Source organism: Devosia ureilytica (genome assembly GCF_024273195.1).
GTDB lineage: Bacteria > Pseudomonadota > Alphaproteobacteria > Rhizobiales > Devosiaceae > Devosia > Devosia ureilytica.
The window spans coordinates 565640-578409 of sequence record NZ_JAMZCU010000002.1 but is presented as its reverse complement, the minus strand read 5'-3'; the positions used below and the strand labels follow the sequence as shown (position 1 = coordinate 578409).

13 protein-coding genes are annotated in these 12770 nt (G+C 63.5%); 12 read left to right on the top strand and 1 reads right to left on the bottom strand.

Annotated features, from left to right (window positions below; genetic code table 11):
- Window positions 1-19 precede the first annotated feature (19 nt).
- Window positions 20-946, top strand: a complete 927-nt coding sequence (locus tag NIM87_RS06865; protein WP_254673889.1) for a dihydrodipicolinate synthase family protein — start codon at window positions 20-22, stop codon at window positions 944-946.
- Window positions 943-1728 carry an SDR family oxidoreductase gene (locus NIM87_RS06860; protein WP_254673888.1) on the top strand — a complete coding sequence of 262 codons (786 nt, stop codon included), beginning with the start codon at window positions 943-945 and terminating at the stop codon, window positions 1726-1728. Before NIM87_RS06865 ends, NIM87_RS06860 begins: the two co-directional genes overlap by 4 nt.
- 268 nt (window positions 1729-1996) lie before the next feature.
- On the opposite strand, the gene NIM87_RS06855 is transcribed toward NIM87_RS06860, so the two are convergent.
- Window positions 1997-2896 carry a LysR family transcriptional regulator gene (locus tag NIM87_RS06855; RefSeq protein WP_254673887.1) on the bottom strand — a complete coding sequence of 300 codons (900 nt, stop codon included), beginning with the start codon at window positions 2894-2896 and terminating at the stop codon, window positions 1997-1999.
- A gap of 167 nt (window positions 2897-3063) precedes the next feature.
- Here NIM87_RS06855 and NIM87_RS06850 point away from each other — a divergent pair, with 167 nt between their 5' ends.
- From NIM87_RS06850 to NIM87_RS06805, 10 genes are all read left to right on the top strand, one after another.
- Window positions 3064-4254: an NAD(P)/FAD-dependent oxidoreductase gene (locus NIM87_RS06850; RefSeq protein ID WP_254673886.1), complete on the top strand. Its 1191-nt coding sequence runs from the start codon at window positions 3064-3066 to the stop codon at window positions 4252-4254.
- Entirely contained in the window at window positions 4251-4511 is a 261-nt protein-coding gene (locus NIM87_RS06845; RefSeq protein ID WP_254673885.1) for a 2Fe-2S iron-sulfur cluster-binding protein, read from the top strand. Before NIM87_RS06850 ends, NIM87_RS06845 begins: the two co-directional genes overlap by 4 nt.
- Window positions 4508-5821, top strand: coding sequence for an FAD-dependent oxidoreductase (locus NIM87_RS06840; RefSeq protein ID WP_254673884.1), 1314 nt, complete (start codon window positions 4508-4510; stop codon window positions 5819-5821). The genes NIM87_RS06845 and NIM87_RS06840 overlap by 4 nt, the downstream gene beginning before the upstream one ends.
- 5 nt (window positions 5822-5826) lie before the next feature.
- Window positions 5827-7224 (top strand): aldehyde dehydrogenase family protein, encoded by a 1398-nt coding sequence (locus NIM87_RS06835; RefSeq protein ID WP_254673883.1) that lies wholly within the window; start codon window positions 5827-5829, stop codon window positions 7222-7224.
- A gap of 9 nt (window positions 7225-7233) precedes the next feature.
- Window positions 7234-7968 (top strand): 4-hydroxy-tetrahydrodipicolinate reductase, encoded by a 735-nt coding sequence (locus NIM87_RS06830; protein ID WP_254673882.1) that lies wholly within the window; start codon window positions 7234-7236, stop codon window positions 7966-7968.
- A 24-nt stretch (window positions 7969-7992) separates the two neighbouring features.
- Window positions 7993-8892: a 4-hydroxy-tetrahydrodipicolinate synthase gene (dapA, locus tag NIM87_RS06825; protein ID WP_254673881.1), complete on the top strand. Its 900-nt coding sequence runs from the start codon at window positions 7993-7995 to the stop codon at window positions 8890-8892.
- Between the two features lie 147 nt (window positions 8893-9039).
- Entirely contained in the window at window positions 9040-9870 is an 831-nt protein-coding gene (locus NIM87_RS06820) for a transporter substrate-binding domain-containing protein (protein WP_254673880.1), read from the top strand.
- Between the two features lie 54 nt (window positions 9871-9924).
- Window positions 9925-10590 carry an amino acid ABC transporter permease gene (locus NIM87_RS06815; RefSeq protein ID WP_254673879.1) on the top strand — a complete coding sequence of 222 codons (666 nt, stop codon included), beginning with the start codon at window positions 9925-9927 and terminating at the stop codon, window positions 10588-10590.
- Between the two features lie 32 nt (window positions 10591-10622).
- The gene (locus NIM87_RS06810) at window positions 10623-11390 is read left to right on the top strand and encodes an amino acid ABC transporter ATP-binding protein (RefSeq protein ID WP_254673878.1); all 768 of its coding nucleotides are present in this window, start codon (window positions 10623-10625) and stop codon (window positions 11388-11390) included.
- 12 nt (window positions 11391-11402) lie between these two features.
- Window positions 11403-12473 (top strand): saccharopine dehydrogenase family protein, encoded by a 1071-nt coding sequence (locus NIM87_RS06805; protein ID WP_254673877.1) that lies wholly within the window; start codon window positions 11403-11405, stop codon window positions 12471-12473.
- Window positions 12474-12770: the final 297 nt, after the last annotated feature.

Below are 12770 nucleotides of genomic sequence, written 5' to 3'. Positions count from 1 at the left end.
TATCTCCCGGAGCTGTAAGATGCCATTGCTGACCGAAGACGCAAAAGGCGTCTATGTCATCGCCGTTACCCCTTTCCTGGACAATGGCGAGATTGATTGGACCAGCGTCGACCGCATGGTCGATTTCTATGAAGAAAAGGGCGTCACCGGTCTGACCATTCTGGGCCTTTTGGGAGAGGCCCCCAAAATGACCTCGGAAGAGTCACGCGCCATTGCCAAGCGCGTCATGGCTCGGGCCAAGGTGCCCGTCATTGTCGGCGTCACCGCCCCCGGACTGGCGGCAATGCGTGAACTGGCCGACTCCGTCATGGACATGGGAGCGGCCGGGGTCATGGTCGCCCCGCCCTGGACCACCAAGACCGATGACCAGGCCCACGCTTTCTATGTTTCGGTTGGCGAAGCCCTGGCGCAGACCCCGTTTGTGCTTCAGGACTACCCGCTCACCACCAATGTCACCATCGCGCCTAAAGTCATCGACCGTATTGTACGTGACGTGCCCAATTGCGTCATGCTCAAGCACGAGGACTGGCCGGGCCTCGGCAAGATTTCGGCACTGCGCGCGTCCTCCGACAAGGGCGAAACCCGCAGAATTTCAATTCTTTGCGGCAATGGCGGCCTGTTCCTGCCGGAAGAAATGGGCCGTGGCGCCGACGGGGCCATGACGGGCTTCTGCTATCCCGAGATGATGGTCGGCGTGGTCGAGAACTATGGCAAGGGCGATGTCGAACGTGCCCATGACCTCTTCGACGCCTACCTTCCGCTTGCGCGATATGAGCAGCAGCAGGGAATTGGCCTTGCGGCGCGCAAATATGTGCTGGCCAAGCGTGGTGTCATCGCCTCACCCGCCTTGCGCAAGCCTGGTGCGGCCCTCTCGCCCAAGGACATAGCCGACGTCGAGCGCCTTCTCGCCCGGCAGGCAAAACGCCTTGCGGAGATTGAAGCATGAAGCTCGGACTCGAAGGCAAACAGGCGTTGGTGCTCGGCGCCAGCAAGGGACTCGGCGCGGCTATCGCTCTGGCCCTCGCCAATGAGGGCGCACAGGTCATCGGCGCCGCCCGCTCGGTCCAAGCCATTGCGGCGCTTGACGGGGCGGTTGATCGCACACTGGGCGGCAGCATTACGGCCATGCCGCTCGATCTGTCGGACGCCGCATCTGTTGACGCGCTGATCGAGGCTATCGCGGCAATGGGCGGTACTGATATTCTGGTCAACAATTCCGGCGGGCCGGCACCGGGAGACGCCGCGACGCTGCCGGCGAGCGATTACACCAAGGCTTTCAACACGATGATCGCCCCGCTAATCGCTATTTCGCAGGCCGTGCTGCCGGGAATGCGGAGCCGGAAGTGGGGGCGCATTGTTACGCTCACCTCATCGGGCGTGGAAGCGCCCATTCCGCGCCTCGCCATCTCCAACGCCCTGCGTCAATCTTTGGTGGGCTGGAGCAAAACGTTGGCAAGCGAAGTCGCTTCCGACAATGTGACCGTCAATATTGTCGTACAGGGCCGTATCCACACCGATCGCGTGGATGAACTGGACTCCGCCGCCGCCAGGCGTCAGGGCAAGAGCATTGATGAGATTCGCGCCCAATCCATCGCGACGATACCGGCAGGACGCTACGGCAGGCCCGAAGAACTCGCCGACTTTGTCACCTTCCTGGTCAGCGACCGAGCCTCCTATACCACCGGAAGCATGGTCCGCATCGATGGCGGCATGATTAGGTCAATCTAGATCATCCTGGGCACGGATCGCCAGATTCAGACGAATATCGGCCGCGTTCGGATGGCAGGTTCCAGGACTTCACGCGACCAGACTGAACGACCGAAATGGGGCGCGCCGATGAGGGGCGGGATAAGCGCCTTGGAAGAGACGTGATCGGGGGATTGCCGACCGCTCGCCTGCGGCGGTCACGTCCGGGACAGTAATCCTGAGTCTTCGCCTCGTGCGGCCTCACCGACGGCGGGGCCGCGGATCATCAGACTTCCGTCGCCCCCGCCAGTTACGCAGGCTCGAGCGCCGACCCGACAAGGCGAGCCTTGCACTGCTCATGCAGCGCCTGAACATACATGTTCTTGGCCATAAACAGGGCTTGACCGAAATAGACCTTTACCGGGGGCAACACGTCGATCTTGACCTGGGCCAGGCCGACATCTGCCGGCTCCACACACCAGGCCGGGATGATCGCGAAGCCCAGCCCGTTCTCCACGCATTTCTTGACGCTAGAACTGCCCGAGGCCGATGTGGATGCTTCGGTTTGCCCGCCGCCCTTGGCCAGGAAGTCCATCGCCATATTGCGCAGTGTCTGGCCCGGTTCATAGGTCACGAGCGGCCGTCCTCGCGACCATTCGGGGATGTCCTTGGGCAAAGGGGGCGGCCCCCAGTTGCGCGGATAGACCAGGTTCAGGTGGTAGGTTCCGAGCAGGCTCTGCGGCACCACCGGGTCGCCAAAGAAGCGCTCGTTGATACAGACATCGAGACTGCCGTTCTTGACCAGCTCAGCCAGCGAGGTATCGCGTTCATAGGCGATGACCTCCACATCGGGGAACTGCGCATGGAAGGCGGCCAGGACGCTTGGCAAGAGATAGTAGAAGATGGCTTGCGGCAGGCCGATGCGCAGTACGGGACGCTGGCTGGCCACCACCAGCGACAGGCGCTCCAGCATGATTTCCAGCTCCGGGTGGAGCAGGTTGTAAAGAGCGACGCCGCGCGGTGTGAGCCGGATCTTCTTGGCGCCCTGGTCGGACTCTACCAACCGCTCCCGCATCAGTTGCTCGAGGCGGCGCACATGGTTGGCGGCTGACTGGTAACTCAGATTGAGCTCCCGCGCCGCAGCCGAATAGGACCCGTGCCTGGCTACAAGGTAAAAGGTCTGGATCAGGGTAAGATTGATTTCTGCCATGGGCGCGGGGCTCCTGCCTTGATCATAGAGACCGCAAGCGGGCGGGCAAGCGAAGGCCACGCGAAACGTCTACAAAATTGCTGCGCTTCCCCCCCGTTTCATTTGTATCGAGCTTTCGGTGACCATGTCCCAAAGTGCCCGGACCAGTCTTACCCCGTGGCCACAACATGCCCCACCCCGCCAGCAGTCCACCCCAGTCGCCCCGTTCCGTCGCCATAGTCGGCGCCGGCATCGTCGGCATGTCGGCGGCCCACTTCCTCTCCCGCGCCGGCTGGCAGGTTACGGTTTATGACGCCGGCGCACCCGCCTCAGGGGCGACCGGTTCGGCCGACGGCGCAGTGTCGATCGCCAGCAAGAAGCCCGGCCCCCTTATGACCCTGGCGGTCGCTGCGGTCAGGTTCTACGAGCACCTGACCGAAACCGGGATACTCGGCGACGAATACCTCCCCCGCTCGACCTTCGTGGTCGCTTCCGACCAGGAGGAATTGGGTGTGCTCGAACGCCATGCCAGTCACCTCGAAGCATCCGGCGTCTCCATTCGCCTGCTTAAGGGTGCAGCCTTGACGGGGGCAATCGGCGCCGCGGCGCCCTCTGCCATCGCTGCGGTGGAAGTGCAGGGAGAAGGTCATGCCGTCGGCTATCGCGTCGTTGAGCGCCTCCGCCGGCTCGGCGGCTTTCCGATCAGGCGCAATTGCCGCGTGTCCGGCTTCAACTTCAGCAAGGGTCGCATCGTCGGGGTGGTCACCGAAGATGGCGTGGAACCCACCGATGCGGTCCTGCTCGCGACAGGGCTAGGCTCTGCAAGCTTCCTCTCCGGTCTTGGTCCGATCCGCCCGCGCAAGGGGCAATTGATCGTGACCGACCGGGCCGGTGCCGATGCCCCTTCTTTCCCCGGTCCGCTGATGTCGTGCCGCTATCTCGTGAGCAAGGGGAGCCAGGCCGCCCCGGGCGTGACCGAGTCCCGCTCGCTTGGGCTGGTCATTGACCCGCTTCGGACAGGTCAATTCCTGATCGGCGGTTCCCGTGAGGATCGCGACGACCGGGAGACGACCGATGCCGATGTCGTCGCCACCCTGCTGCGCGACGCGGTGGAATTGGCACCCTCGCTGGCACAATTGCGCGTTATCCGGGTCTTTGCCGGCTTGCGCGCCGCCACCAGCGACGGCCTGCCCATCGTTGGCCGCGTTGGCGGGGCCGAGAACCTGTGGATCGCTACCGGTTTTGAAGGCGACGGTATCTGCCTCGGCCCGCTGATGGGGCGTCTTTGCCAGCAGATGATCTGCGGTGAGCCCGTGGCCCACGATATTTCATCCCTCGATGCCGCCCGTTTCGGGCTCAGCCTGGCGACCGCCGCATGACCCGTTTTCACCAGACTTTCTCGTTCGACGGCACGCCTGTTGCCTGTACCGACAATGAAACCATTGCCTCAGCGCTTGACCGCGCCGGCATTCGCGTCCTTGGCCCCGGCCAGAACGATTGCGCCGGACGCTATTTCTGCGGCATCGGCGCCTGCCAGGCTTGCGTCGTGTCGGTGGACGGCACCCGCATGGAAGCATGTCTTACCCCGGCCCGCGCGGGCCTGTTTGTGCAGCGCATCGGATCGGGGGCATCATGAGCGCCGAAGTCCTCGTGATCGGCGGTGGCCCGGCTGGCGCGTCTGCGGCGCTGCACCTGGCACGCGCCGGCCTCCACGTCACGCTCTGCGAGCAGGGCCCCAGGCTCGGCGGCGCCCTTCACCGCCAACCTGACGATCCGGCGCAGCGCATTCGCGTGCCCCGGGCGCAAAGTCAGCGCTGGCGCGCGCTGTCGACAGCACTCGAAGCCAGTTCCGTCCAAATTCTTTGCCGGCATATGTTTGCCGGCATCGAGGGCGGGGGCACGGTGTTGCTCGAGGATCGCGCCAGCGGCCGCCTGGTGACTCGCCGGCCGGCAGCGCTGGTGCTGGCGCTGGGCGCTGTGGAACGTGTAACGCCGTTGCCTGGCTGGCAATTGCCCGGGGTGACGACAGTTGGCGGCCTCCAGGTCATGATGAAATCCACGGGTCAAGCGCCGGACGGCGACGTTCTCGTGGCCGGCTCGGGACCGCTCCTCCTCGCCCTCGCCGCGCAGATGGCTGCGCTCGGCAAGGCGCCGGTGGCGGTGCTGGAGCGCAGCCCGAAACTGGTATCACCCTCCGTTATCGCAAGCCTGATCACGGCGCCGGCCTATCTGCGCGAAGCGAGCCACTATCTGCTCGCCCTGGCGCGCGCCGGGGCGCTGCCCCAACACGGTACCTGGGTTCGTGCAATTAGCCCGCGAGATGGTCGACTGGCCGTCACCATTGTGGATCGTCACGGGCGAGATCGAGAGCTTGTCGTGGACCGCGTGGCTCTGCATGACGGCTTGCTGCCCAATCAAAACGGCACCGCCGCCCCGTCAAATGGCCCGTTCGTGGTGCGCGCGGGCGATTGCCGGGAAGTGCTGGGGGGCGTGGCCGCCATGGCTGATGGACGGCACGCTGCTAAGGCCGTGCTGGCGCATCTGGGACGGTCAACCGAGGCGGAACCCAGTGCCACGCGCGTACTGTCACGCGAGCGCCGAGCGCAGGCGGCCATCAACGCCCTATATGATTATAGCGGCGCCGACCCCGCTTGGCTGCCGGACGAAACCGTCATTTGCCGCTGCGAGGGCCGGACACTGGGCCAGCTTCGCGACCTGTTGGCATCGAGCGACCCGGTCTCGGCGCGCGAAATCAAGCTCAATGGCCGCTTCGGCATGGGCGCCTGCCAGGGCCGCTTCTGTGCCGAATGGGTGGCCGCCTTCATCGCGGCTCAACGCGATGGCGAGCCTCCAGCGGTGTCCGAGATCATCGGTAGCCGCTGGCCGGTCAAACCCGTGCCCATCTCCGCATTCGTCACACTTCCCCCTTCCCGTCCGTCAGAGTGAGTGCCGTGTCACCATTGTCCCAACTCGTCCGATCAGACCTCGAATACATCGACATTTTGTCCCCCTATGATGGGCGCCTTGTCGGACAGGTTTCGCCGACCAGCACCAGGGCCATTGTCGAGGCCGTGACCAGGGCCCAGCGCGCCCAGGCCGAATTTGCCTTCTCCACTCCGGCAGAACGGCGCAGGCTGCTCGATGCCCTTGCCTCCGCGATTGCCCAAGAGGCGGAGCCTTTGGCCCAGCTCATCTGCGCGGAAGTCGGCAAGACCATTGCCGAGGCCCGCAACGAGGTTCGACGCGCACAGAACACGCTGCGCCTGTCGGGGGACGCGGCCACTTTTCTTGATGGGGAAGTGCTGCATTGCGGCATTGTGGCAGGAGGCGCCAATCGGCAAGCCGTCATCACCTATGAGCCGGTCGGCGTCGTGGGTGCCATCACGCCCTTCAACTACCCGCTGAACCTGCTCTGCCACAAGCTCGGGCCTGCCATTGCGGCGGGCAATGCGGTGGTGGCCAAACCATCGCCCAAGGCGCCACTCGCAGCCCAGCGCCTTGCCGAGCTCGCCATTGAGACCGGTTTTCCGGCCGATCTGTTCCAGGTGGTGCATGGTGGTGCCAGCCAAGCAATTGCGCTGGCGCGCGCGCCAATCGACCTTCTCAGCTTTACCGGAGGGCCGGCAGCAGGACTGGCTCTGAAGAATGCGGCAGGGCTCATCCGTTGCCTGATGGAACTGGGCGGCAACGATCCGCTCTTCGTCATGCCCGACGCCGACATCGAGGCGGCAACGCGCACCGTCATCGCCCAGCGATACGAGATTGCCGGACAAAGCTGTGCTGCCATCAAGAAGCTCTATCTTCATGCCGATATTCACGAGTGGATGCTGGAGGCTGTTGTCGAGGCCGCCAAGGCAGTGCGCCATGGCGACCCGCTCGACCCTGCGACGCAGATGGGCCCGGTAATCGATGCCTTGGCCGCCGAACAGGTTGGCGCACGCATCAGCGCCGCCCTGGATCAGGGCGCGCGCCTGCTGCTCGGCGGCCCGGGCAATGGCACGATGGTGGCACCGACCGTGTTGGCCGACGTGTCACCCGATTGCGAACTCTTTGCCAGGGAGACCTTTGGTCCGGTGATTTCCGTGCGCCGGTTCGACGATGCCGAAACTGCCATTGCCGAAGTCAACGCTGGCGAGCACGGCCTGCAGGCGGGCGTCTTCAGCAATGATCACGCCGTGCTCAAGCGCTTTGCTCGCGACCTGCATGTGGGCGGCGTGATGATCAATGAAGGCCCCGACTTCCGGGCGGAGCACGTCCCCTTCGGCGGGATCAAGGGCAGTGGTCTCGGGCGTGAAGGCGTGCGCATCGCGCTGCGGGAAATGAGCGAAACCAAAGTCGTCATCGACTAGGAGGTCCACATGCGCATCGCTGTCTATGGGGCCGCCGGTCGAGTTGGCACCCGACTTATCGACGCCATTATCACCGACCCCGGCCTTGAACTGGCTGCCGCCCACGTGTCCCCAGGCTCGGCCTGGATAGGCCGACAGGTCGGCAATACGATCATCGAATACCGGCCGGCCGAACCCTCCATCAATGCCCATTGCGACGCCATCATCGATTTCTCGTCTCCGGCGGCCAGCATTGCCCTGCAACGCATCATTGGCGTGCGCCGCGTCCCGACGATCATCGGCACAACAGGATTTTCAGCAGCAGAGCTCGTCGAGATCGACCGCGCTGCACGCCACCGGCCGATCCTGACAGGCGCCAATTTCGCCCTGGGTTTCACGGCCTTCGGTCAGGCAGTCAGTCAGTTCGCCCGCGCTCACCCCGGCGCACGGGTCGTGATCGAGGAAGTTTATCATCGCCGCAAGAAGCGGGCACCTTCAGGCACGTCGCTGCTATTGGCTGCCACGGTGCGCGACGCGCAAAAAGCTGCCGGGGGGGCAATCGCCCTCGAACCGGAGATCGTCGTTCGCCGGCTTGGCGACACGGTCGGCATCAACGACGTGCGCTTTGATCTGACGGACTCCGACACGCGCTTCACCTTCACGGTGCAAACCATCTCGTCCTACGCCCGGGGCGCCCTGGCAGCAGCCGCAAAGCTGGTGGCATCGGGTGTCGATGTCGGGCGTCACGATGCCTTCAACTTCTGATCTTTCAAGACAAAGGCCGCAAAAATGACCGAACTGAGCCAGGCGTTTGCCGGCGTCTTCACCGCCCTGGTGACCCCATTTGACGACAATGGGATCGACTACGCGGCCTTTGACCGACTTGTGGAGCTGCAGATCGCCGCTGGGGTCAAAGGACTTGTGCCGGTCGGGACCACCGGCGAGGCCGCCACGCTGTCGCGAGATGAAGCGACGGCACTTGTGGCGCGAACCGTTCGGTTGGCGAAGGGTCGCGCTTTCGTGCTGGCGGGCGCCGGCTCCAACAATACCGCGCAGGCCGTGGAGGCCGCGCAAGCCTGCCAAGACGCAGGGGCCGACGGCTGCCTGGTGGTCACCCCCTATTACAACCGGCCCAGCCAGGCCGGACTTGAGCGCCATTTCGATGCGGTAGCGGAGGCCACAGCGCTACCGATCATGCTCTACTCCGTGCCCGCCCGCTGCGGTGTCGAGATCGCGCCTGAAACGGCGCGCGCACTGGCCCGACGACACCAAAACATTATTGGCATCAAGGAGGCTGGGGGTCGTACCGAGCGCGTCAGCGACCTGCGTGCCGCCTGCGGTCCCGATTTCATCATCCATTCGGGCGATGACGCCCTGACCCTGCCCTTCCTTTCGGTAGGAGCGCTTGGGGTCACAAGCGTTGTTTCCAATTATGCGCCCGAAGCGATGGTCGCCCTGGTGGCGGCCTGGCATCGCGGCGACACCACTGCCGCGCTCGCCATCCACGATCATGTCTTCGCGCTTGCCAAGGCACTTTTCATCGAGGGCAATCCGGTGCCGGTCAAAGAGGCGCTGGCGCTGCGCCAGCAAATGGCGGGCACGGTTCGCGCCCCCCTGGCGCCGCTGACCGAGGCAAGCCGCCAGACGCTCGCAGCAGCGCTGAAGCAGTTCGCCGGAGCCATGCAATGACCACCGACTCTTCCAAGAAATGCTACAAGTGCGGCCTGTCCGTTTGCATTGATGCGACCCGGGCGCACCTGCACTCTGAATGCCGGAAGGTTGGTCAGGCATGACCGTTCCCAGCCAACGACGTTCAGTTTTCAGAGGGAGACCATGATGAGAGTACTGACTACAATACTCGCCGCAGCGTGCGTGGCGATGGGCATGGCGGCCGCCCCAGCCGTGGCGCAGCAAAGCACGATCGATCAGATCAAGGAGCGAGGGGTCCTGCGCGTTCCAGCCATCCTCAACGAGGATCCCTATTTCAACAAGGACCCGCGCACCGGGGAATGGCGCGGCTTCGTCATCGATATGGCCGGCGATATCGCGGCCACGCTGGGCGTGGAACTCGAAGTGGTCGAGAGCACCTGGGCCAATTCCATCCTCGACGTGCAATCGGGCAAGGCCGATATCGCCCTCGCCCTGACGGCACTTCCGACCCGGGCCCTGGCGATTTCGTTTTCCGCTCCGACCTATTACAACAGCTTCGTCATCGTCTCGCCCAAGCCCGAACTCGCTTCGGCGACCTGGGCGTCGCTCAACGACCCGGCCATTACCGTCGCGGTGGATCTGGGATCGTCCCAGGACCTGATCACCCAGCAATACCTGCCCAAGGCCAATGTGTTGCGTTTCAAGACGCGTGACGAGGCGATCCTGGCTGTGGCCAGCGGCAAGGCCGATGCCATCGTCAACACGGTCCTGAACTCGCTGGTGATGGTCAAGCGTAACGCGGCCCTGGGCCAGGTCTATGTGCCCGAGCCGGTCCTGTCCTCACCCTCGGTCATCGGCATCAACTACAATGCCGACGAACAGTTCAAGTCCTTCATTTCGGCCTGGGCGGACTACAACCGCCGCGTCGGCAACAACCAGACCTGGATCGTCAACGGCCTGGCGCCGTTCGAGATCACGCTCGACGACCTGCCCGACAATTTCGACCTCGGCGGCTAGTTCGCCCCTGCCGGGGCGGCACCCGCCCCGGCCAATTTGTTCAGAGGATATGCCATGCCGTACAAGTGGGATTTCAGTACTGTCCTGCAATATTGGGACCTGTTCGCCTGGGGGCTCTGGCTGACCTTTGCCTACACCCTCGGCTCCATCCTCATCGGTGTGGTGATCGGGCTCGTCATCTGCTTTGGCCGACTGTCACCGTTTCGGGTGATCAATGGTCTGGCGCGTGCCTACCAGGAAGTGTTTCGGTGTACGCCACTGCTGGTGCAGCTCATGTGGTTCTACTACGCCCTGCCGCTGCTTATCGGCGTCACCATAGAAAACTATGTCGCTGCCATGTTGACCCTGTCGCTGTATGCCGGGTCCTTTTATTCCGAGATATTCCGGGGCGGCATCCTGTCGATCGAGAAGGGGCAGACCGAGGCTGCCAAGGCCATCGCAATGTCCGACCGCCAGGTCATGTGGCGCATCATCATTCCACAAGCTTTCAAGCGGGTGCTGCCGTCTTTCATCAATCAGTCGGTGATCCAGTTCAAGAACACCTCCCTGATTTCGGTCATCTCGGTGGGCGAGCTGGCCTACATGGCCGCCGTCGTCAACGGGCAGACCTATCGTCCGCTCGAGGCCTTCTCCGTCGTCGCCCTCCTCTATTTCGTGGTGCTGTTCCCCATGACCCAGGCCGCCGACTATGTCGAACATCGCATGCGGGTGAGTGACTGATGGACGCGCTCGCAAATCCAGGGAAAGCGACCATGCACCCAACCGCCGCCGGGCCCATACTCACCGTCAGGGGTCTCGAAAAGAGCTACAACAAACTGCGCGTAATCAAGGGCGTGGACCTCGATCTGCATCGCGGTGAAGTCCTGGCCATCATCGGCCCGTCCGGCTCGGGCAAGTCCACCCTGATCCGCTGCCTAAATTTGCTCGAAATCCCGACCGCAGGCGAAATCGCTTATGAGGGGCGCCGCGTCGAGAACCGCTTCAAGTCACGCGGCGGCAATATCGGCTGCGGCGAGTTGCGGCGCCATGTCGGCATGGTGTTCCAGCACTTCAACCTGTTTCCCCACAAGACCGTGCTGCAGAACATCTGCGAAGGCCCGGTGGCGGTGCTCAAGGAGCCACGTGAAGCGGTCGAGGAGCGGGCCATGGAACTGCTCGGCAAGGTCGGCCTGCTGGACAAGCGCGATGCCTATCCCAACCACCTTTCCGGCGGCCAGAAGCAGCGTGTCGCCATTGCCAGAGCACTGGCCATGCGGCCCGACGTGTTGCTGCTCGACGAGGTTACCAGCGCACTCGATCCCGAACTCGTGGGCGAGGTACTGCAGGTGATCCGGTTGCTCGCGAACGATGGCATGACCATGGCCATCGTCACACATGAAATGTCTTTTGCTGCCGATGTCGCCGACCGCGTGGCCTTCATCGATGGCGGCCAGATTGCGGAACTGGGAACCGCAGACAGCGTCATCCGCAACCCGGCAAGCGAAAGGCTCAAGTCATTCCTGAGTCGCTTCAATGCGTAGTCGGAGCGTGCAATGAAAGTCCTGATTATCGGCGGCGGCCGTATCGGCCTGGCCGTGGCAGGCCTTCTGGCCAGCTTTGGCGACCACGACGCCGAAGTTGCGGACGCGACCCAGGAAGCATTGGACCAGACGACGCGGCGTGGGTTTCGCACCCGTCACCTGGATGCCTCGAACCATAGAGACTGCGTGGGGGCGCTTGCAGGCTTCGACCTTGTCGTCAATGCGGCCCCCTCCCGCCTGTCCGTCGGCATTGCCGCTGCTGCCATCGAGTGCGGCGTGCACTATATTGATGCCGCCGAAGACACGTTCGCAGTCGGCGAGCTCGCCGCAAAAAAGGGCCACGACAGGGTCGTACTCCCCGGCTGCGGGCTGTCGCCAGGCCTGGTCGCCAACCTGGCCGCCGAACTGGTGGACGCTCTCGATGGCCCGATCGACATGGTCGTGCGTGTCGGTGGCCTGCCGGTGCACCCCTCCAACGGTTTTGGCTATGGCCTCACCTGGGACGTAGATGGCCTGATCGCCGAATATACCGGCATGTGTCAGGGCATCGTCGATGGCGAACTGGTCGCCACCCCACCGCTGCAGGACTATGAGACCTTTGTTCTCAACGGTCGCCCCTATGAAGCTTTCAGTACGGCCGGCGGGCTTGGTGGGCTTTGTACTGCCCTCCAACAGAAGGTGCGCAATCTCAGCTTCCGCACCATCCGCTATCCTGGCCACCTTACCCTGGCACGCTTCCTGTTTGAGGATCTCGGCCTCAAACGCCGCCGTGACATGATGCGTACCGTCCTGCGCTTCGGGGTGCCTGATATTGTGCAGGATGTCGTGATTATCTTCATAAGCGTGCGCGGCGTTCACCAGGGAGTCCCGGCGGAACGTTCATTCGTCCGAAAAATCTACCACGAGCCGATGCGCAGCCCGTTTCCCGTTTCGGCCCTCAGTTACACCTCGGCCGCACACCTCTGCGCCATGATCGACCTCATCGACCAAGGCAAGATCGAAGCCGGTGGCGTGTCTCGCCATGAGGCGATTGGACTGGCGCTCATCAGCCAGAACCGCTTCATGGCGCCCCTCCTGAACTGAAGGCAGCCCGTTGCGGGCCGTCTCAACCCAGGTTGGCATCGGGGTACGATTGCGGCACCGGGCGATTGGCTTGCGTTTTTGGCGAATTGGGTCCGGCAGCGCCAATTTGCCCTGTTTCAATGTCCGCCTCTCCACTGCCCCGAGATTTGCTCTCCCGGGCGCACTGATGCACGCTTGGACAAGGCGGGTTTTAAGATTTTGCCTGTGGAACTCTGTGGCTCACCCCTCAGCCCATGGCCGCCGCCCTCAGAGACAGCAATGCCATGCGCAGTAGGCAAGTCCGTTGGTCGTGGAAGA

Coding starts and splice junctions, on each gene's coding strand:
- NIM87_RS06850 (WP_254673886.1), top strand. CDS start 3,064: ATGCCCCACCCCGCCAGCAGTCCACCCCAGTCGCCCCGTTCCGTCGCC.
- NIM87_RS06855 (WP_254673887.1), bottom strand. CDS start 2,896: ATGGCAGAAATCAATCTTACCCTGATCCAGACCTTTTACCTTGTAGCC.
- NIM87_RS06865 (WP_254673889.1), top strand. CDS start 20: ATGCCATTGCTGACCGAAGACGCAAAAGGCGTCTATGTCATCGCCGTT.
- NIM87_RS06840 (WP_254673884.1), top strand. CDS start 4,508: ATGAGCGCCGAAGTCCTCGTGATCGGCGGTGGCCCGGCTGGCGCGTCT.
- NIM87_RS06820 (WP_254673880.1), top strand. CDS start 9,040: ATGAGAGTACTGACTACAATACTCGCCGCAGCGTGCGTGGCGATGGGC.
- NIM87_RS06815 (WP_254673879.1), top strand. CDS start 9,925: ATGCCGTACAAGTGGGATTTCAGTACTGTCCTGCAATATTGGGACCTG.
- NIM87_RS06845 (WP_254673885.1), top strand. CDS start 4,251: ATGACCCGTTTTCACCAGACTTTCTCGTTCGACGGCACGCCTGTTGCC.
- NIM87_RS06810 (WP_254673878.1), top strand. CDS start 10,623: ATGCACCCAACCGCCGCCGGGCCCATACTCACCGTCAGGGGTCTCGAA.
- NIM87_RS06805 (WP_254673877.1), top strand. CDS start 11,403: ATGAAAGTCCTGATTATCGGCGGCGGCCGTATCGGCCTGGCCGTGGCA.
- NIM87_RS06830 (WP_254673882.1), top strand. CDS start 7,234: ATGCGCATCGCTGTCTATGGGGCCGCCGGTCGAGTTGGCACCCGACTT.
- NIM87_RS06860 (WP_254673888.1), top strand. CDS start 943: ATGAAGCTCGGACTCGAAGGCAAACAGGCGTTGGTGCTCGGCGCCAGC.
- dapA (WP_254673881.1), top strand. CDS start 7,993: ATGACCGAACTGAGCCAGGCGTTTGCCGGCGTCTTCACCGCCCTGGTG.